This window comes from Holdemania filiformis DSM 12042 (assembly GCF_000157995.1).
Classification (GTDB): Bacteria; Bacillota_I; Bacilli_A; order Erysipelotrichales; family Erysipelotrichaceae; genus Holdemania; species Holdemania filiformis.
Genome location: NZ_GG657561.1, coordinates 512,609 through 532,834 on the forward strand (window position 1 = coordinate 512,609; position 20,226 = coordinate 532,834).

A 20,226-nucleotide genomic window follows, 5' to 3' on the forward strand; every position below is an offset into this window, starting at 1 on the left:
CTTTTTTTCATGGTTTATCCTTAATCTCAGGAACGGAAGAGGAAGCAATAAGCGCAGTGTATTCATTTAGGATCACTGTCAAATTTTCCGTTAAAGGCGCAGCACCGTTGAGATAAAGTACGCGGCAGGGCAGGGTGGCCGCCCATTCCAGGTGCCGTTTGCGGCAGGGAGAACCGTCGGTATCGTACCGGTCAGAATCCGCTAAGAAACGCTGATGCTCTTCAAACATATCCCCGCCCGGCAAAATCCGTTTGCCGAAAGTATCCAGTTCTCGTTGGTGCAGACGCTGCCGGCGAAGCTCAGTCGGGGCGTCGACATGCACCGCGAGATCAAATAATGGCACAAACGGAGCGTTAAAGCTGTCCATCGATCCGGCCATGACGAAATGATCGAATGGAGAAATATCATGCATCAGCCGGCTGGCTTTTTCAGCCCGCGAGTACATGCGGGTGAAAGGAATCGGCGTGTCTTTGCGCCAAAGATAATCGTCGATGTCAAAATAGGGATAACCTAGGGCTTCGGCAACTTTTTTGCCAAGTGTGGTCTTTCCCGAACCAGAAGAACCAAATAGAAGAATCCCGCGTGTCATGTTCATTCCCTCCTTTAAAAACTCTGGACTTTTATTCTACCATAAAAATCCCGCGCACACGGAAAAATGTTGGTCATTCCGGCAAAGCTCGTCAAGCGGCATGGAATCTGATAGAATGGAAGCAGAGCCGTTCAACACAGCGGAGCGTATCATCGGAAGTTCTTTGTCCATTGCCGCCGCTTTGGCTTGCTAGGAGAAAAATATGCTTATTTTTGATGCGTTGCGCAGTACCGTTTTGGCCAGTGTTGTCTTCGGTTTGATTCCTGTTGGATGGTGGCGCATAAAAGGACGGAAGCAGGCCGGGTTCGCAGCGTATTTCGGTCTGATCCGGCCGCAGAAAAACAAATCGGCAGGGAGAATGATCGTTGTGTATTGGCTTGTCTGGGGCGTAACGCATCTGCCGTTTTTTACGCAGTTTACCCAGCCCTCAGCCAGCGTCTATACCGGATTGGGCATGACTGCGATACTGCCGATTGTGATCATCAGCTTTATCCAGACAGGCTTTTTTGAAGAATTTCTGTTCCGCGGGTTTATCAACAAGCGGCTGGTCCGCCAATTCGGAGACTTCGGTATTCTTCTTCAGGCAATTTTGTTCGGCAGCCTGCACGTGCTTCTGGCCGGGAACCTCACCCTGCTTTCAGGGACGATCATCTTTATGACGACAGCGGCCGGCGGCTTTCTGCTGGGGTATCTGGCTGAAAAATCATTCCAGGGCTCGATCCTTCCCGGCGCGTTTCTGCACGGTCTGGGCAATTTCATCATCAATCTGATTCAGGCATTCTCGTAAAGGCGCTGTGGAATATCAGAAACTAGATTGACTTCGTTCACAGAGGACGGAAGATCCATCAAGTCTTCTCTTTCTGGCCGCTGACCGCCGTCTTCTTCATTCCTATAAAAAACGTTGAGGAATCCCTGAGAGAGGGAAGCTCAACGTTTTTTATTTGATTTCTGATTTCCTAATGGTTGAGAAAGTTCGCGGTCTTTTATTCCAAGTCGATCAGGCGGACATTGGTCACGCCTTTTTTCTCTTTCAGACTGCGCAGCACTTCGTCGATAGAACAATCCAGATCCGAGATATCGAGCGACAGACTGACGGAGGCGTGATCGTGAATCGGGATCGACTGATTGATGGTCAGCACACTGGTATGCTGCGCCGCCAGCTCGTTGAGCACTTCGCTTAAGACGCCCTGCTGATGAGTCAGGATCATGCTTAACACAGCTTTGCGACCGCGCGCGTTTTCTGAAAATGAAAAGATTGAATCTTTGTATTTATAATAGGTGCTGCGGCTGATACCGACACGCTGGACAGCTTCGCTGACGCCTTTTACTTTGTGCTGTTCGACCAGATCGCGGGCTTCCACGACCTTTGCGTAAAAATCCGGCAGGATTTTTGTGTTGACGATCAGATATTGTTCACTCATGCGGTTCCTCCTTCATCTCAATGCGGGTACCTTCGTGCTGGACGCGGCAGGGCAGCAGCTGCCAATGATGATTCAGCGATTTAAGCTTCAATGTCAAAGCCGCTTCCGGAAGGGTGTCGAGAAACAGCGCCAGCAGTGTCGGTCCGGAGCCGCTGATCATCACCGCGGCCGCTCCCTGATTGACGCACAGCTGTCGGACCTCTTCATATTCCGGAATGAGCGGAATGCGGTAAGGCTCGTGCAGCGGTTCGTTCATCGCCGCTTCCAGCAAGGCGCTGTCTGCCGTTTCCAGCCCTTTCAACAGAAAGGCCAGCTTGCCTAAAGCGCCGGCGGCCTGGGCATGGGGAATCGTATCCGGCAGAGCCTGGCGGGCGCGGTGCGTTTCCAATTCAAAATCAGGAACCAGCGCGGCAAACCGCAGCCGCTCGCTGACGCTGAAATCAGCGGTCAACAGACAATCCTGTTCGACAAGCGCAGCTTTCAATCCGCCTAACAAAGCCGGGGTGACATTATCCGGATGCCCCTCCAGCTCGCAGGCCATCCGTAAGAGATCCAATGCGGAAACCGGTTCGCCCAACAGCGCGTTCGCTCCGCACAGCCCGCCGAGAATACAGGCGGAGGAGGAGCCCAGTCCCCGGCTTGTGGGAATCGGCGAATCAATCGTGATCCGCACGGGGATCGGTTTCTCGTTCAGCTTTTGAAACAGGCGGCAGTATGCCTTTCGGACTAAATTGTTTTCATTACAGTAGCGCTGAGGACAGCCGGTGATCTCAAACTGCGCAGCCGGGGCAAAGGTGAATGTGGCTTCAATATCCAGAGCCAGCCCGAGCGTGTCGAAGCCGGGCCCTAAATTGGCGGTCGTCGCCGGGACCGTGACTTTAATCATGGCTCATCGCCTGCGCTTTCTGCCGGACATAATCGAGGATCGCGTCCTTTTCGATCTGATCGGTATGCCGGACCGGCTTGTCCCGCAAGCCTTGCAGCGGAGCGGGAATCGGAATACCAGTCCGTTGATTCAACTGTTCCATTGCCGTCCACTCGTCCATGTCCGCCGGCCCGAACAGCGCTTCATAGACGTCCTTGCTGAATTTGTAGCACGAAGCGGTCGCCAGGACAACGCACGGATTTTTTTCAAATCCTTCGTTTCGCAGCTGGCGCAGGACATGCACGCCGACAGCGGTGTGCGGGTCAAGCACCTGACCGCTTTCAGCATAGACCTGCCGGATCGTTTCGGCAGCCTGCTCGTCGGCGCAGTCACCGCAGGCAAATTGCTCCTGCAGGCGATGAAGCAACGCGGAGTCAATCTGATATTCTCCCTGTTTCTGCAGCTGATCCATATAGGCTGCGACCTGCTGGCCATCCAATCCGGTTTCATGCGCTAACAGGCGTTCCAGATTGCTGGAAATCAGGATATCCATCGACGGCGACGTCGTTTTCATGAAGGGCCGCCGGCGGTTGTAGCGGCCGGTGGTGAAGAATTCGGTCAGAACGTTGTTGGCATTGCTCGCGACGATCAGCTTGCCGACAGGCAAGCCCATCTGCTTGGCGTAATAGCCGGCCAGAATATCGCCGAAATTACCCGTCGGCACACTGAAATCCAACGTCTGTCCAGCTGTGAGCACGCCTCGCTGACGCAGCTGGCGGTAGGCCCAGAAATAATATACAATCTGCGGAACCAGCCGGCCGATATTGATTGAATTGGCGCTGGAAAGCTCAAGCTGGCAAGCGTTGAGCGCGGCGCGCAGCTGCGGATCGGCGAAGCAGCGCTTGACTGCGCTCTGGGCGTCGTCAAAATTGCCGCGGATCGCGCACACGCCGACGTTGCGGCCTTCGCTGCTGACCATCTGACGCTGCTGAATTTCGCTGACAAGATGATCAGGATAAAAGACAAGCAGCTCGCAATCCGGCCGATTTTTGAAGCCTTCCAGCGCCGCTTTGCCGGTATCGCCGGAGGTTGCCGTCAAGATCAGCGTTTTCTTCGGCTGCTTCTGCCGCCGGGAAGCTTCGCCCAGAAATAACGGCAGCAGCGATAACGCGATATCCTTAAACGCCGCCGTCGGTCCATGATACAGCTCAAGCAGAAAATCGCTGCCCAGCGGAGAAAGCCGGACGACATCCTCAGCGTCGAAACGTCCGTCATAAGCCTGATGAATCAGCGTTTTAAGCGTCGGGGCGTCCAGATCATCCGCAAAGCAGGCCAGCACCGCCTGAGCGATGTCCGGATAACTCAGCGGCAGGGCCTCCACGTTGATCTGCCGGTTTTCCCAGTCAGCCGGGATGATTAAGCCGCCGTCACCGGCGACGCCGTTTCTGACCGCGGTCCAGAAATCCGCATCGATATATGAACCTCGCGTACTGCATAACTGTTTTTTCATGTGTCCACCTCTTGAATTTTTTAACAGTTCTATGATACAATGTCTTTCAATGAAAAACAAGTGTATTTATTTTGAATACACGCAAGGGGGAATTCATTTGAAAATCGCAATGCTGGGCTGGGGTACCGTTGCCCGCAGCCTGATGGAACAGATTGAAAAGCGTCATGATCCTGAGCTGCAGGTCGCGGCCATTTTGATCCGGAAGCCGCATCCGCTCACTCATCCGGCCATGACTTATGATTACGCGCAAGTTTTAGCGGATCCGCAAATCGACGTCGTCGTCGAAATGATTTCCGGCGCCTCGGCGGCATGGGATTATTGCCGGCAGGCGATGGAAGCGGGCAAATCGGTCGTGACCTCCAACAAGGCGATGGTTTCCGCGTATTATCGGGAACTGGTGAACCTGGCAAAGAAACATCAGGTTCAGTTCCGTTATGATGCCAGCGTAGCCGGGGGTATCCCCTGGCTGCGTACAATCACGGCGTTAAAAGCCACTGATCCGATTCTGGCGATCGAAGGAATCTTTAATGGAACGACGAATTACATCCTCGATCACATGGAGCGCGATGGATTGTCGTTAGGCGAAGGCATCGCCCAAGCTCAGCGGTTAGGTTATGCGGAAGCGGATCCCCGCGCGGATTTAGAAGGGGAAGATCTGGCGCGGAAGCTGATGATCAGCGCCGGCTGTGCTTTCAATGTCCTGCTTCATCGGGATCAGTTCTCCGCTCAGGGTCTGCAGGGACTAACCTGTCAGGATATCCAGGCGTTTGAAGCAAAAGGGAAACGCTGCCGGTTGTTATCGATCTTAAAGAAGACGGAAGCAGGAATTCAGGCCCGCATCGAACCGGTGTTATTGCCTGTAACCGCGTCCCTGGCGCAGATCCGCGATAATCTTAACGCCGGCTTGCTGCGGACAGCCAGCCTGGGCGAGCTGACCTTGATCGGTCAGGGGGCGGGCGGACCGCCGACAGCGCACGCCGTTCTTACCGATATTCTGGAAATAAAAAAGAAGAGTCAGGTTTCACCGCTGGCGCTGCATGAAGTGAAAATCAGCGAAGCTGCTGAGGATGTTCGCTATTATGTGGGAACTAACGAACAGACCGCCGCACTTTTTAGCGGAGTAACCGCGGAAATCCGGCGCAGCGAAGGCCGCGTTCAGCTGTGGACGCAGTCTGGGGACAGTCGTGATCTTCAAGCTTTGATCATCCAGGCCCGGACATTCGATCCGCAGCTGTTCGCCGCAAGGATCCAGGAGGAAGAAGCATGATCGTCGCAAAATTCGGCGGCTCCTCGTTAGCCGATGCCCGTCAGTTCCAAAAAGTCAAAGCGATCGTCGAAGCCGACCCCGAGCGTCAGATCGTCGTCTGCAGCGCGGCGGGAAGACGGACGAAAACCGATAATAAGATCACGGATCTGCTTTATTTATGCCATGCTCATCTGCAATATTCCGTTTCCTGCGAGCCGCTGTTTGATTTGATCCGCCAGCGGTTCTGCGAAATCCGGGATGCGCTGGGATTAAGTCTGGATCTGGAGGAACCCTTAGCCCAGCTGAAAGAAAAAATGCGGCAGGGAATCAGCCAGGACGAGCTGGTATCGCGGGGCGAATGGCTGACGTCGAAGCTGATGGCAGCGTATCTGGACTGGCCGTTTGTCGATGCCGCCGAGGTGATCCGGTTTGGCTATGACGGCAAGATCGATCACAACGTCACCCGCCAGCTGATCCGGGCACAGGCTCAGAAGACACCCCGGTTTGTCATTCCCGGCTTCTACGGCGCACTGCCCAACGGCCGGATTAAGGTCATGGCCCGCGGTGGGTCGGATATTACCGGCAGTTTAATGGCTTCGGCGCTGTCCGCCCGGCTGTATGAAAACTGGACTGACGTCAGCGGGATTCTGATGGCCGATCCGCGGATCATCGACCATCCCGTGCAGATCGAGAGGATTACCTACAGCGAGCTGCGCGAGCTCTCTTATATGGGCGCAAACGTCCTGCATGAGGACGCGATCTATCCGGTCAAGGACGCGAACATTCCGATCGTCATCCGCAATACAAACCAGCCGGACAATCCCGGCACGCAGATTGTCGATCACGTCGATCCGGCTCAGGAGGACCGCTCGCGGTTTGTTACCGGCATTGCCGGGAAGAAGGATTTCACAGTCATTACGATGTACCGCCACAACGCGTCCAACGAGGTTGGTCTCTTGAAGCGGGCGTTGGAGGTCCTGGAAAAATATAAAATCAGCGTCGAACACGTCCCGTCAGGCATTGATAATTTCTCAATCGTCGTTTCCACGGCGGCGATTGCCGACAGTCTGTACGAAATCGCGGCGCAGTTAAAACAGGTGTGTGAATGCGACGATATCAAGGTCGTCAACAATCTCAGCCTGATCGCCGTCGTCGGCCGCAACATGGCGCTGCAGTGCGGCATCTCCGGCCAGCTGTTCCAGACACTGGGCGCACATCAGATCAACATCCGGATGATCGCCCAGGGATCGGATGAAATCAACATCATCGTCGGCGTGGAGAATGAAGACTTCAACCGGGCGATTCAGGTCTTATACGCGGCGTTCGCGCCGAAAGCAGGGAGGATGCAGGCATGAAAAGCTGTCGAATCGCCATTTTAGGCGCTACCGGAGCGGTCGGGCGCACGATGCTTCAGGTTCTGGAAGAACAAACAGACTGGCTGATCGGACCGGTAAAGCTGCTGGCCAGTCCGCGCAGCGCCGGCCAGAACTTAATGTTTAAAGGTCAGCCGCTGACCCTCGAAGCGGTCAGCGAGGACAGCTTCGCGGATGTCGACGTCGTTTTGGGGGCAGTTGAAAATGAACTGGCTAAGCGCTGGGCGCCGGTCATTGTGAAAGCGGGCGCGGTGTTTGTCGACAACAGCAGCGCGTTCCGGCTGGATCCGGATGTGCCGTTAGTCATTCCGCAGATCAATCCGCAGGACATCCGCACGCATCAGGGGATTATCGCCAATCCCAACTGTGCGACAATCATCGCGCTGATGGCGGTCGCGCCGATATACCGGCTTTCCCGGATTACGCGGATGATCGTGTCGACCTATCAGGCGGTCTCCGGCGCCGGGGCCGCAGGCTTAGCGGAACTGAAACGCCAGATTGCCCAGCTGGAGGCGGGACAGCCCGTGTCAGCGGAAACCTTCCCGGTTCAGATCGCGTACAATCTGATTCCGCAAATCGGCGGCTTTGATAAACAGGGCTACAGCTCGGAGGAAATGAAGCTGCAGAACGAAGGCCGCAAAATCCTTCACGATCCGGCACTGCGGGTCAGCTGCACCTGCGTGCGTGTGCCAGTGCTGCGCTGTCATTCCGAGTCCATCACATTGGAAACCGAGCGGGAGGTCAGTTTAGATGAAGTCCGCCGGGCGATCACGGAAGCGGAAGGTGTCGTGCTCAACGAACAGCCATATCCGACGCCGCTGGCCTGCACGGATCAGGACATGGTTGAGGTCGGCCGGCTGCGGCGGGATCTTGCCAGTGAACAGGGGATCGCGTTGTGGTGCTGCGGCGATCAGCTGCGCAAGGGAGCGGCGACCAACGCCGTTGAGATTGTCCGCGCTTTGTGGCAGGGGCAGGAAGTTTGACTCGCAGAAAGTCAGAAAACACAAATCATGATTCACGTTTAAAAAAGCCTGGAAACTGAGGCAGCCATTGCGTTCGATGCAGCGGCTGATTCGGCAGAGTCTGGCTTTTTTTTGTCAGAAAAGAAGAGGATCGTGGCTGTTTTTACAGCTTATGAAAGTAATTTCATGATTGTTGCAGGAAAATATTAATAAAAATATAATGATAATGATTATCGCTATTGTAAAATATCGTGATATGTGGTTTAATGAAGCCAAGGAGGGATGAACATGCCAAACTTTGCGAATCCATTTCAAGGAAACGTCAACCGCAAGATGACCAACGCCGAACTGATGCAGGCAATCCGCCTCGATATCGCCGGCGAATTGGAAGCCATTTATCTGTATGAATCCCATATTTTAGCGACGGACGATCTCGCCGCGAAAAAAGTACTGGAGGATATCCGCGATGAAGAAAAGGCGCACATGGGCGAACTGATCACCTTAATGCGCTATTTGGATCCATCGGAAACCGATCATTTCTTAGCCGGTGAATCTGAAGTGAAGGAAATGCTGGAAGACTTGGGAATTACAAAAAATGCTGAAGTGAAGACCGGAATGACGGTTGGATCACTCAAGGAGTAGAAAGGAGAATCAAGATGGATGTTTTAGGCAGAGAATCCGCGCCGATCAATGCGGTGTTATGGAATCAGATCGACGAAGCGGTCATCGAAACCGCTCGGAAACTGTTGACCGGCCGCCGGTTTTTATCGCTGGCCGGTCCGCTGGGTGCAGGCGCGCAGAGCGTGATCGTTGACAGCGCGGCGATGACGGAGGAGTTGGAAGCGGGCCTTGGTCAGATCCGCGGCCGCCGCTTTCAGCCGTTAATTCAGTTATTTGAAGATTTTACTTTATTGTGGCGTGATTTAGAAAGTGTGGAAAGCGGTGCCTCGCTGGATCGCTCGCGAATTCTGGAAGCGGCGCGCAAATTGGCCCGGCGTGAAGATGAACTCATTTTCTTCGGCAATCCTGCGGCGGGAGTCTCCGGATTGGTCAATACCGAAGGGGCAGTACATTGTGCGCGCGGCGACTGGAGTCAGAGTGAGAACGCGTTTGCGGATATCGCCAAAGGCTTGAACGAGCTGGAAAGCCGCGGTTATGTCAGCGGCATTACGCTGGTGCTGAGTCCGGACCGGATGTTGGATTTACAGCGAATTCAGCCGGGTACCGGCTTGTTGGAAGTCGACCGGATCGCGCGGCTGATCGACGGACCGGTCTTAAAATCGCCGGTGCTGAAGCAAAATCATGCGCTGCTGATCGCAGCGGAACCGGAAAACGTCGATTTGGCGTTAGGAATGGATCTGAGCACAGGTTATCTGGAAACCAAGGATTTCAATCATGTGTTCCGGATTCTGGAAACGCTGGCACTGCGGATCAAACGGCCGGACGCGATCGTAGTGTTCGATTGAGCGTCACGGACATACCGGCAGCGGACAAACGTAAAACACAACGTTTCTGTTCATTCAAATAATAGAAAAAAGCCCTGGGGTAAGCGCCCGGGGCTTTTTACGAACAGACAGACGAATCGGGAGGACTGCTTATGGATTCAGTCAGATCCGTCCTCTGTATCGGAATAAGTAATTTTATCTGTGGGAAGGATCCGGGGTCATTCCGACTAACTGCCAGACGTCCTCAACCTGTTTCAGAATCCAGGTCGGAGTGGTGTTTGGCTTGTCTGTCCGGCCCCATTGCGCCAGCGCACAGTCACAGCCGGCCCGCAATGCACATTGCAGATCATAATCCGCATCGCCGATATAAATGGTTTCTGCCGCGCTTGCGCCGCTGCGCATAAGGTAATGCCGCATCGGTTCAGCGTCCGGTTTGTGCTGAACGGTATCGTCGGCGGTGACGATGACGGAGAAATATTCGGCTAATCCCAGCACACCGAAATCCTGCGCCAATTCGATCTGAGTCTTGGACGTGATGACTCCCAAGGCGACGCCGTGATCGCGCAAGGTTTTAAGCAGCTCGGGAATTCCTTCAAAGACTGTGATTTCATCAAGAAATTCGGTATATTTCGCGTCCCATTCGCGCAGTACCTGATCCGGATGAGCTAGAGGAAATCGTTTCAGCGCGTCTGTTCCGGGGATGCCCAAAGCAAACCGCAGCTGATCCAGCGGTAATTCGATTCCCTGGCGTTTCAGCGCCCATTGGAGCGAGTGCAGCACCGCCATTTCCGTATTCAGCAGCGTGCCGTCGATATCAAAGACAAGATGCGTATAGGTTTTCATGCTGAAACCTCTTGCGGATTCATTAACCGCATCGCCCGGCAGCTCAGACCGATTTCATAATCGGCGCGGAAATCATCGGATAAGAGCAGCGCTGGCGGCTGGACTCCGGCAAAGCAGGCGTTGAGCTGGGCTTGAATTTCATCGAAGTGATCGACGAAGAATGGATGAGTATATAACTGGATGAAATCCGGATCGGTGATGATCGCGTAGGTCAGGATACAGCGCAGGATCGTTTCCGGCAGCGTATCCGGCCACTGGTTCGCGTTCAGTCCGGCTTCGCGGATCCACGGCAGCAGTTCGATTTCCCCCGCGACCTGATGGGCGCCTTTGATCGTTTTGCCGCCGACGACAAAACTGGAGCCGAATCCGCAGCTGCCTAAATAGAAGCTGATCAACGTCGTATGATCGTTCATCCGGCAGCGCTGCCAGCAGCCTTCTGCGGAGATCCACATATCGTTGCCCAAGGAGCCTTTCAGTCCGCTGGCGCATTCCAGCTCTTTTAACAGGTTCATGCCTTTGAGCTGCGGATATTCAAAGCTTTGCTGGACCGTTTCGCCATTGGTATTCGCGGCAATGCCCAGACAGAAGCAGCACAGCGAGGGTTCCTGCCGGCGGGCTTGCAGAAGCAGCCCGGTCAGCGTTCCCAATAAGTCGCCGTCAATTTCAATCCGGCCCTGGTTTTTCGTCATGCCCAGGCTGTCGAGGATGAACCAGTCAAGATTCTGACCTTCCAGGATCATCGCGATCGCGTTGCGGAAGTCAGCATTGTATTGGTAAATCCGGCTGCATCGTCCGCCCGAAGAATTCCGGGTTCCGACAATCTGCAGCTGCTGGGTCCCAACCATTTCGTCGACAATCTTGCCGACCGTCGGGAAGCTCAAACCGGTTTTTTCCGCCAGCTCGGTTTTACTGAAGGGTTCACCCGCTAAAAAGGCGTTCCTTATTTTTTGAAGATTGATCTGCTTAAGCATTCCGGCATCAGCCATGGCGAGCGCCTCCTTTATTAATGAACTACTATTCAAACACTTTTTAAAACTGATTTAATATTAAACCGAAGAGGCTTTTTTGTCAAGTCGGTGTCCAGATTTTTTATTTGCTTAGTCCGGCTCAGCTGATTCTAAAAACCGTTGTAGAAAAGATCAACTTAACTTTTCAATTGAGACATATAATTTTAGTGGGTAGTTGTATTGACTTCCCGCTTTGTACTTGTTAGTATACGAATATAAAGAAAGTTTACCACTGACCGATATGTGGTATATAAATGGTCGGGTTGAAAGTTTGGTCCTTCGCCGAAACGTGAGGGACTTTTTCCATATTTCGGCAGAGAGGATGGAACGAATGAAGAAAACAGGAAACTAAAGGAGGAATACCATGGGACAAGCATTTCCTGAAAACTTTTTATGGGGCGGCGCTGTCGCGGCCAACCAGATCGAAGGCGCGTATCTGGAGGACGGCAAGCAGCTAAATGTCACCGACGTGGTCGTTGGAATTCTGAACGAACCGGATTTAAAATGGAATTCAAAACGGCAGAAATGGGAACCGGCGCTGAAAGCTGACAAGGTATATCTCAGTCACGAAGCAATTGATTTTTATCATCGCTACAACGAGGATCTGGCCTTGATGGAAGGGATGGGGTTCCAGGCATTCCGCACGAGTATTTCCTGGGCGCGGATTTTCCCCAACGGTGATGAAACTGAACCGAACGAGGCCGGTCTGCGGTATTACGACGAGCTGTTCGCGCAGATGCGCCGGCGCGGTATGGAGCCGGTGATCACGCTGAGTCATTATGAAATGCCGCTGCATCTGCTGACGGAATACGGAGGCTGGCTGAACCCGAAGATGATCGATTTCTGGATGAAGTATGTCGATGTTGTTTTCCGCCGTTATCACAACGTCGTGAATTACTGGATGACGTTTAACGAGGTGAACAACCTGTTCAGAATTCCGTTTGTGGCCGGCGGCGTACTGGACATTCACCCGGTGCATCCGGAACATGTCAATCAGGATCTGACCGAGCGTCAGCTCTATCAGGCAGCGCATCATCTGTTTGTAGCCAACGCGAAAACAGTACAGCTGGGCCATCAGATCGATCCGCAGGCGCAGATCGGCTGCATGCTTTCGCTCTCCAGTCTGGCGACGTATCCTTATACCTGCGATCCGCAGGATATTCTGGGCGTGATGGAACATCAGCACAAACAGATGTTATTCCTGGACGTTATGGTGCGCGGGGAATATCCGGGTTATGTCCAGCGGAGCTGGCGTGAAAACGGATCGCGGCCGGACATGACCCAGGACGAGTTGGAGCTGATCCGCAGCTTTCCGGTCGATTACATCGCGTTCAGCTATTACCGCAGCACGGTTTATCATGCCGGAGCGGAAATCCGGACGGATACCGGCGGTTCGGCAGGACTGGACAATCCCTATCTTAAACAGACTTCCCCGGCGCCCTGGCGCTGGCCGGTCGATCCGCAGGGGCTGCGCTATGTCTGCAACTTCCTGACCGATCACTATCACAAGCCGCTGTTTATCGTGGAGAACGGGATCGGTTTGGACGAACAGCCGGATGAAACCGGAGCGATTCACGATGATTTCCGCGTCGAATACATCCGCGAGCATTTGATCCAGCTGCGCGAAGCGATCGCGGACGGCTGCGACGTGATGGGGTATCTGTATTGGGGCCCGATCGATATTGTATCGGCGGGCACCGGCGAGATGCGCAAGCGCTATGGATTTGTGCATGTCGACCGGCAGAACGACGGCAGCGGCACGCTGAAGCGGACGCGCAAGGACAGCTACGAATGGTTCCGCAAGGTCATCGCGACGCAGGGCGAAGATCTGAGCGATAAGTAAACGAATCGTTACAAAACAGGACGATCTGAATTCTTTCAGGTTGTCCTGTTCTTTTTAGCCTCACTCTGGTACAATAAATTCAAGAGGTGAGGTCATCATGCTGGAAGCTTATGAACTGTATCTGCGCCAGGTCCGTGTGAACGAAGACGAAACCGGACGTCCTGCGGGATATCCGTTTACGATTCCGCTGTTTCAACATTTTCAGCCGCTGACGTTCCATAAACCGCTGACGTTTATCACCGGCGATAATGGAACCGGAAAATCGACGCTGATCGAAGCGATCGCTGTTGGGATGGGTTTTAACCCGGAAGGGGGAACGCGCAACTTTCAGTTTTCGACACGGGAAACCCATTCGTCCTTATATCAGGCGCTGACGCTGGCCAAAGGTGTGCGCCGCTGCCGCGACGGCTTCTTTTTCCGGGCCGAAAGTTTTTATAACGTCGCTTCGGAAATTGAAAATATCGCGGCCGAGGACAGCCGCATGTTAACCGGCTACGGCGGGGTGTCGCTGCATAAGATGTCGCATGGGGAGAGTTATCTGACGCTGCTGCGCAGCCGGCTTTCCGGACATGGCTTTTATATCTTCGACGAACCGGAATCCGCGCTGTCGCCGACCGGTCAGTTCGCGATGCTGGCGATCATGAATGATCTGATTCAGGAGGATTCCCAGCTTGTGATCGCAACCCATTCACCGATCCTGCTCGCCTGTCCGCAGGCGGAAATCCTGGAAATTCAGGACGACGTGCTGGTGCCGGTGAGCTACGACGAGTCGCAGACGGTTAACCTGTACCGCCGCTTTCTGAACAATCCGCAGATGATCCGTCAGATTCTCGATTGAGCAGTCCGTTCGGTTTTCATGGTGCAGGCTGGATCTAATTATGAGATATAGAAAATCAGAAAATATGATAATCAAGCCGGATTTCTGTCGCTGCCTTTTTTATCCTGCTTTTTGAGATAAGCCGAAAATTATGGCAGCGCGGGACTCAGTTCATGAAAAGGAATATTGCAAAAGCTAGTAAAAGATAAACTGGGATATTTCATACAGCTAATGTTAATTTGGTCTGCTGAAAAGCTTTTATAATTTATAAATAATGATACAAAATGTATCGAATTTTATTTTAGTTGAAGATGTTCTGTTCCTGTGGTAATATGAAATCAAGAAAAAGAACGGAGGTTTTCGGATCGTGAAAAACTCAATTGTACGTTTAGAAAGTATAGAGATCAGAAACTTCAAAAATGTCAAATATGGGAGAATGACGTTTGAGAATAATCGCAAAGAATATCAATCAAGTATTCTTGGCTTATATGGACAGAATGGTTCGGGCAAAACGGCCCTGATTGATGCTTTATCGCTTTTGAAATCTGTGTTAACAATGAAGTCTATTCCCTTGACTTTTGCGGACTATGTCCATGTAGATGCTGACTACAGCGCTTTGAAATATGAGTTTAAGGTTACTGACGATGAGCCTGAAGGCGAATACGTCGTATATTATGAATTCAAACTATGTAAAAATAAAAAAGAAACGTTTGAGAATAAAGAATATATAAGCGATGATTCTGAAAAAAACAAAGCGCTTATTTTTGATGAGGTACTTTCCTATTCTTACAAGAGTAATGATTTAAAAATGAAATTACTCCCGATTATTGATACTCGTACGGATGAGGTTTTCATTCCGGCAACGAAATACGAAAGTTTAGTTGGCAAAGAAAAAGCAACGGAAACTAATTTGCTTGTTGCAAAAAAATACGCTGCTGAAACTTCAAGATCCTTTATCTTCTCTAAAGAATTGTTGAATGCAATCCGGAAAAATTGTAAAGAACATTATCATTCAGCGTTGTTTAACAGACTTTTCTATTTTGGAGCTTATGAACTATTCATTATCAATACAGCGAATTCAGGTTTGATTACATTAAATACGTTGCCGTTAGCGTTTAATTATGCTGATAAAGAAAAAGGAAAATCCACGATCGGAAATTTATTGATTCAGTTGAATGGTTCCTCGCTCATCCCGATGGAAACTTTGGATGTCGTTTGTAAAGTCATTGAGAATATGAACGTTGTCCTGAAACAAATTGTTCCAGGATTGACCATCGGTGTTGTAAACCTGGGTAATGAGCTTTTTCCCGATGGAAAAAGGGGCAGTAAAATTCAACTGGTATCCTGTAAAAACAACCGGGAAATACCTTTGCAGTATGAATCAGAGGGAATCAAGAAAATTATCTCCATCCTTCAACTGCTGATTGTCGTTTATAATAAAGCATCCATTACTGTCGCGATTGACGAAATTGATTCAGGGGTGTTTGAATATCTTCTTGGCGAGCTTTTGAGAATCATATCAGAAAAAGGAAAAGGACAGCTGATCTTTACTTCACATAACCTGCGCCCATTGGAAACGTTGGATCGAGGCTTTATTGCTTTTACGACAACAAATCCAGACAATCGGTACATTCGCCTGAGTAACGTTAAGACGAATAATAATCTGCGGGATTTTTATTACCGTGATATTGTTCTTGGGGAACAAAGTGAAGAAATTTACGAACCAACAAATAACTACGAAATTGCGTTTGCATTCAGAGAAGCGGGTGAATGGCATGGCTCGTAAGAAAATCATATTCGTAATTGTTGAAGGACCTTCTGATGATGAAGCACTGGGCATGATCTTCAGTCGGATTTATGATAGCCGAAAAGTATATGTTCATATTATGCACGGTGATATCACTACAGCTCGAGGTGTTTCTCCGGCAAACGTTTCTTCTAAAATTGGGAATGAAATCCGGACCTATGCGTCTTCCAATCATTATGGTAAAGATGATTTTGATCAAATCATTCATATCGTGGATATGGATGGTGCTTTCATCCCTGATGAATATGTAGTCGAAGATCGGAAGTGTACGGGAATATTGTATACGACGACAGGAATTTTTACGAATAATAGACAGGGAATTTTAAAAAGAAATCAACAAAAAAAAGCGAATATAAGTAAGCTTTGCGCCTGTCAGGAAATATGGAAAGTTCCATACAGGATGTTCTATATGTCTTGCAATTTGGATCATGTGTTGTATGGCAAGCAGAATAGTACGGATAAAGATAAAGAATATGATGCTTTTCAGTTTGCAAGAAAGTATAAAAATGAGATTCCGGAATTTTTATCCTTTATTTCTAAGTCCGATTTTTCAGTAATCGGGAACTATAAGGAATCTTGGGAATATATCAAGCAGGAACTGCATTCTTTGCAGCGGCATACGAATCTTGGCTTGTGTTTTACTGAATAAGAGCTAAAGGATAAATTTATAAAATAAGATAGGAGAATGGCTGAATTTAGATTGTTTCTATTTCACCTTCAGCGAAACAAGGATAAAGGGATGGAGGACAAAGAGAAAGCAAGGTCCATTTTGATATTTTGGGCAGTTGAAATTCCTAAGCGACGATTAAACGTTATTGGCTAAAAAGCTCTGTCAAATCAAAACTGACGTGTTTTTTGTGGCAGAGTTTATAATTCTGGAATTACGGTTCTTAAGGAATATTCCAAGGAATCTAACGATCGGCGGCGTTGTTTCAGCGCCGCTTTTCCTTTGTTTAAAATTTCCAGAATTGATCGCTTGACTTTGCCCTAAGGACAAGGTGTATCCTGAAGCCAGACACAGGAAAAAGGAGGAAAAAAGATGCTGACGATCGGCGAATTTTCCAGGATCTGCCGGGTTTCAACGAAAACACTGCGCTATTACGAAACGATGGGTCTGCTTCAGCCTTGGCTTGTCAATCCCGCGACCGGGTATCGGTTCTATACCGCAGATCAGCTTGGGACAATGCGGCTGATCAACCGGCTTAAGGCCTACAACTTTACGCTGGAAGAAATCAAGCTGCTCGTCGTCACGTTCAATGGCGAGCGAAGCAGTCTGAGCGCGGCGCTGCAGGAAAAAAAGCAGGAACTTCTGCGTCAGAAAACGCTCCTGAATCAACGGCTGCGGCAGCTGGACGGGGATATTGAAAATCTCCGGCAAGGCTGTCCGCTGGTCAACACCGGGGATGAGATTGTGGTGGAGTTGACGGAAATGCCGGCGATGACGCTCCTTTCGCGGCGCTTAAAAGTACGGGGAGGCGATTTCCCGCAGGCCTATCAACAAAGCTTCGGCACCTTACTGGACAAACTTCAAAAACAACGGCTGACGATGGATGGATCGCCGATGACCTTATTTCATGACGATGAATTCAGCGAGGAAGGACTCGACACGGAATTTGCGATTCCTGTCCGGGAAACCACGGAGGAAACCCGGCTTTTCCAGCCTGGCCTCTGTTTAAAAACTGTAGTCAGCGGTCCGGACGCGGATTTCCCGGCCGTTTACGCCCGCCAGATTCAATGGGCTGAGGCGGAAGGATATCACAATGCGGATGCGTTGTTTGAGGTCTATCGTTCTGATCCGCGGGATGATCCGCAGGCGTTTTACGCCGAAGTCTATTATCCGGTTAGAAAATAAACAAGGAAAAGAGGAAGAATATGGATCCGCAAAAACTGTCCGCTCTCGACAAAATCATCAAAACAGACTATCCGAATCTCGCCGGACTGGTCGTCTGCCATAATGGCCGGCGCGAACTGGAAGCGTATTACAACGGCTTTACCGCTGAACATCAATTTCACGTCTTCTCCGTGACCAAAAGCATCGTTTCCCTGTTGATCGGAATCGCTCTGGAACGCGGGGAAATTACCGGAGTGGATCAGAAAATTCTCGATTTCTTTCCTGAATTTCCAGTCCGCAAAGGGCATGAACTGCTGCGTCAGGTCACGCTGAAGCACTGCCTGACGATGACGGTCCCATACCGCTTTCGTTTTAATCCTTATACGAAATATTTTACGAGCGACGACTGGGTCAGCTTCGCGTTAAATCAGATCGGCGGGCGGGAACCATTGGGAAAATTTCGCTATGCACCGATCATCGGCCCGGATATTCTGAGCGGAATCCTGATGAGCGCAACCGGAAAAACGGTACTCGACTACGCCCGGGAACACTTGTTCGATCCGCTGGGCATTACCATAGAAAAAAGCCTTTTCTTTGAAACGAAAGAAGAACAGATGGCCTTCTACAAGGCGGCGACAAACAGCTGCTGGGTTTGCGGGCCGAACGAGATCAATACTGCCGGATGGGGACTGACGCTTTCGGCGCGGGAAATGGCGGCGATCGGCGAGTGCTGCATCCATGGCGGTCAAGTGGACGGAAAACAGATCATCCCGCAAGCCTGGCTGAAGGAAAGCACCCGCACGCAGAGCTGCTGGGAAAAACAAAATTTGAACTACGGCTATCTGTGGTGGATCGTGGAGGAAGCGGAACATTCGTTTGCGGCGCTGGGCGACGGCGGCAATGCGATCTACGTCAATCCGCAGAAAAACCTGGTCGTCGCGATCGCGTCCACGTTTGTGCCGCGGGTCAAAGACCGGATCGACTTTATCCGCGGTCAGATTGAACCGTTATTCTGCGAATAATCAAAACGGGCGGATCTGATCACACAAAGACCGGAGGCAAGAACGCTTGAATCCATCAGCGAAAAAGAGTTGACGGGACGAGGTCAGAATGGTCTAATGAAAACGAGGTGATCGCAGATGAATCCGATTGAAGCTCAGATTGAAGAATTGAAAAATAAAGATCAGAAAACCGCATATCAGGCGTTGAAGCACCTGTTGGCGATCAGTGAGACCCGCGCGGAGGTTTCATATTATTTTGACAAATTCGTGATGCTGCTTCAGGATCCTCAGTCTTATGTCCGCACCCGCGGCCTGCTTTTGATCGCCGCCAATGCCCGATGGGTAAAGGAGAAGACCTGCGCCGCCGCGCTGCCTTTCTGCTTGGAATTGATTCAGGATCCCAAACCGATCACACGCCGCCAGTGTATTCAGGCCCTGCCTTCCCTGCGCGCCGCCCATCCCTCGCTCAAGCCTTCGATCCTTGCCGCTTTAACCGGCGCGCAGATCCAGGACGTGCCGGAAACGATGCAGAGGTTGATCGCGAAGGATATTCAAAAGACAATGCAGGCAATTCAAACCCAATCCGCAGAGGAAAACCGAAACGAATCTCTGTAACCGGATGACCTATCCGGTTTTTTTGCGGAAAAGCGGAGTTAAGTCAGCGCTTTCAGCAGTCAGAAAAAATGGGAAACAAATCGGAGTTCCGGTCGAATTTCTGGATGAATTTCCGTTGGGAACAAGGTATAATGAAAGCAGAGTAAAAAACCAGATTAATCCGGTTTTGATACCGTAAAAAAAGCTGCGGGGAATACGACCCAGGAAGCAGAAAAGAAACGAGGAGGAATATCCATGCCTGAAGGGATTAAAGAGCTTGTCTATCCGATATTGAAAGAAGAACTGATTCCGGCGCTGGGCTGCACCGAGCCGATCGCGATCGCTTATGCCTGCGCGAAGGCCAAAGAAGTACTGGGGGCGTTCCCGGAGAAAATGACGGTGCGCTGTTCCGGCAACATTGTGAAGAACGTGAAAGGCGTCGTCGTGCCCAACACCGTGAATTTAAAAGGGATTAAAACCGCGGCGCTGATGGGCGTTGTCTGCGGAGACGCGTCAAAAGGCCTGCAGGTTATCGCCGGCAGCACGGCGCAGGACGTCGCGCGGGTCAAGGAGCTGTTAAAGAGCGATTTATGCAAGGTGGAACTGATTGAAGGCGAGGAAAACCTGCAGATCTGGGCGGTTCTGGAACAGGCTGAAAATCAGGTTCAGCTGCAGATCAAGCGCGAGCATACCAACATTACGAAAATTATAAAGAACGGAGAAGTTCTGCTGGATAAGGATGATTGTTCCAGTCAGCCGGTCAGCGCGATTGACCGCAGCCGGCTGACCGTGGAATCGATCGTCGCTTATGTTGAAAATGAAGATCTCAGCGAAATCCGGCCGCTGCTTGAAAAGCAGGTGGAATGCAACATGGCGATTGCTGAGGAAGGCTTAAAGAATCCATTCGGTTCGCAGGTCGGCCGGATTATGATGAAAAACAATCCCAACGATTTGTTTACGAAGGTCATCGCGTATGCCGCCAGCGGTTCCGACGCGCGGATGAGCGGCTGCAACCTGCCGGTCGTCGTCAATTCCGGCAGCGGCAATCAGGGCATGACCTGCTCGGTCCCGG

General features: G+C 51.2%; 20 protein-coding genes. 14 read left to right on the forward strand and 6 right to left on the reverse strand.

The window, feature by feature from the left end:
* Positions 1-7 precede the first annotated feature (7 nt).
* On the reverse strand, positions 8-589 hold the full coding sequence (locus HOLDEFILI_RS15095; RefSeq protein WP_050767000.1) for an AAA family ATPase: 582 nt from the start codon (positions 587-589) through the stop codon (positions 8-10).
* A gap of 202 nt (positions 590-791) precedes the next feature.
* Here HOLDEFILI_RS15095 and HOLDEFILI_RS15100 point away from each other — a divergent pair, with 202 nt between their 5' ends.
* Positions 792-1,376 carry a CPBP family intramembrane glutamic endopeptidase gene (locus tag HOLDEFILI_RS15100; protein ID WP_006060700.1) on the forward strand — a complete coding sequence of 195 codons (585 nt, stop codon included), beginning with the start codon at positions 792-794 and terminating at the stop codon, positions 1,374-1,376.
* A gap of 196 nt (positions 1,377-1,572) precedes the next feature.
* Here the strand turns inward: HOLDEFILI_RS15100 and HOLDEFILI_RS15105 are convergent, their stop codons facing one another.
* From HOLDEFILI_RS15105 to thrC, 3 genes are read right to left on the reverse strand one after another with little or no spacing between them, the layout of a single operon-like run.
* Positions 1,573-2,010: an ACT domain-containing protein gene (locus tag HOLDEFILI_RS15105; protein WP_006060701.1), complete on the reverse strand. Its 438-nt coding sequence runs from the start codon at positions 2,008-2,010 to the stop codon at positions 1,573-1,575.
* A complete protein-coding gene (thrB, locus tag HOLDEFILI_RS15110) occupies positions 2,003-2,896 on the reverse strand; it encodes a homoserine kinase (protein WP_006060702.1) in 894 nt (297 codons plus the stop codon). The genes HOLDEFILI_RS15105 and thrB overlap by 8 nt, the downstream gene beginning before the upstream one ends.
* Positions 2,889-4,385: a threonine synthase gene (gene thrC, locus HOLDEFILI_RS15115; RefSeq protein ID WP_006060703.1), complete on the reverse strand. Its 1,497-nt coding sequence runs from the start codon at positions 4,383-4,385 to the stop codon at positions 2,889-2,891. The genes thrB and thrC overlap by 8 nt, the downstream gene beginning before the upstream one ends.
* A gap of 97 nt (positions 4,386-4,482) precedes the next feature.
* Between thrC and HOLDEFILI_RS15120 the strand changes: the two genes are divergently transcribed.
* From HOLDEFILI_RS15120 to HOLDEFILI_RS15140, 5 genes are all read left to right on the forward strand, one after another.
* Positions 4,483-5,652, forward strand: a complete 1,170-nt coding sequence (locus HOLDEFILI_RS15120) for a homoserine dehydrogenase (protein WP_050767001.1) — start codon at positions 4,483-4,485, stop codon at positions 5,650-5,652.
* Complete coding sequence (locus tag HOLDEFILI_RS15125; protein WP_006060705.1) at positions 5,649-6,986, forward strand: aspartate kinase; 1,338 nt, start codon at positions 5,649-5,651, stop codon at positions 6,984-6,986. Before HOLDEFILI_RS15120 ends, HOLDEFILI_RS15125 begins: the two co-directional genes overlap by 4 nt.
* Positions 6,983-7,987, forward strand: a complete 1,005-nt coding sequence (locus HOLDEFILI_RS15130; RefSeq protein ID WP_006060706.1) for an aspartate-semialdehyde dehydrogenase — start codon at positions 6,983-6,985, stop codon at positions 7,985-7,987. Before HOLDEFILI_RS15125 ends, HOLDEFILI_RS15130 begins: the two co-directional genes overlap by 4 nt.
* A 267-nt stretch (positions 7,988-8,254) precedes the next feature.
* Positions 8,255-8,608, forward strand: coding sequence for a demethoxyubiquinone hydroxylase family protein (locus HOLDEFILI_RS15135; protein ID WP_039865125.1), 354 nt, complete (start codon positions 8,255-8,257; stop codon positions 8,606-8,608).
* A 14-nt stretch (positions 8,609-8,622) separates the two neighbouring features.
* Positions 8,623-9,432, forward strand: a complete 810-nt coding sequence (locus tag HOLDEFILI_RS15140; protein WP_006060709.1) for a family 1 encapsulin nanocompartment shell protein — start codon at positions 8,623-8,625, stop codon at positions 9,430-9,432.
* 174 nt (positions 9,433-9,606) lie between these two features.
* Here the strand turns inward: HOLDEFILI_RS15140 and HOLDEFILI_RS15145 are convergent, their stop codons facing one another.
* Both HOLDEFILI_RS15145 and HOLDEFILI_RS15150 read right to left on the reverse strand, forming a co-directional pair.
* Complete coding sequence (locus HOLDEFILI_RS15145; protein WP_006060710.1) at positions 9,607-10,254, reverse strand: HAD family hydrolase; 648 nt, start codon at positions 10,252-10,254, stop codon at positions 9,607-9,609.
* Positions 10,251-11,240, reverse strand: a complete 990-nt coding sequence (locus tag HOLDEFILI_RS15150; RefSeq protein WP_006060711.1) for a hypothetical protein — start codon at positions 11,238-11,240, stop codon at positions 10,251-10,253. The genes HOLDEFILI_RS15145 and HOLDEFILI_RS15150 overlap by 4 nt, the downstream gene beginning before the upstream one ends.
* Before the next feature lie 385 nt (positions 11,241-11,625).
* Here HOLDEFILI_RS15150 and HOLDEFILI_RS15155 point away from each other — a divergent pair, with 385 nt between their 5' ends.
* From HOLDEFILI_RS15155 to HOLDEFILI_RS15190, 8 genes are all read left to right on the forward strand, one after another.
* A complete protein-coding gene (locus HOLDEFILI_RS15155) occupies positions 11,626-13,104 on the forward strand; it encodes a glycoside hydrolase family 1 protein (RefSeq protein ID WP_006060712.1) in 1,479 nt (492 codons plus the stop codon).
* Positions 13,105-13,201: 97 nt separating this feature from the next.
* Positions 13,202-13,942: an AAA family ATPase gene (locus tag HOLDEFILI_RS15160; RefSeq protein ID WP_006060713.1), complete on the forward strand. Its 741-nt coding sequence runs from the start codon at positions 13,202-13,204 to the stop codon at positions 13,940-13,942.
* Positions 13,943-14,288: 346 nt separating this feature from the next.
* The gene (locus HOLDEFILI_RS15165; RefSeq protein ID WP_039865128.1) at positions 14,289-15,707 is read left to right on the forward strand and encodes an AAA family ATPase; all 1,419 of its coding nucleotides are present in this window, start codon (positions 14,289-14,291) and stop codon (positions 15,705-15,707) included.
* A complete protein-coding gene (locus HOLDEFILI_RS15170; protein ID WP_006060716.1) occupies positions 15,697-16,377 on the forward strand; it encodes a hypothetical protein in 681 nt (226 codons plus the stop codon). The genes HOLDEFILI_RS15165 and HOLDEFILI_RS15170 overlap by 11 nt, the downstream gene beginning before the upstream one ends.
* Before the next feature lie 390 nt (positions 16,378-16,767).
* A complete protein-coding gene (locus HOLDEFILI_RS15175) occupies positions 16,768-17,580 on the forward strand; it encodes a MerR family transcriptional regulator (RefSeq protein ID WP_006060719.1) in 813 nt (270 codons plus the stop codon).
* A gap of 20 nt (positions 17,581-17,600) precedes the next feature.
* On the forward strand, positions 17,601-18,581 hold the full coding sequence (locus tag HOLDEFILI_RS15180; RefSeq protein ID WP_006060720.1) for a serine hydrolase domain-containing protein: 981 nt from the start codon (positions 17,601-17,603) through the stop codon (positions 18,579-18,581).
* 117 nt (positions 18,582-18,698) lie between these two features.
* Positions 18,699-19,175 (forward strand): hypothetical protein, encoded by a 477-nt coding sequence (locus HOLDEFILI_RS15185; protein WP_006060721.1) that lies wholly within the window; start codon positions 18,699-18,701, stop codon positions 19,173-19,175.
* 234 nt (positions 19,176-19,409) lie between these two features.
* Positions 19,410-20,226 (forward strand): L-serine ammonia-lyase, iron-sulfur-dependent, subunit alpha (locus HOLDEFILI_RS15190; RefSeq protein WP_006060723.1); only part of this gene is annotated, 817 nt, incomplete at its 3' end.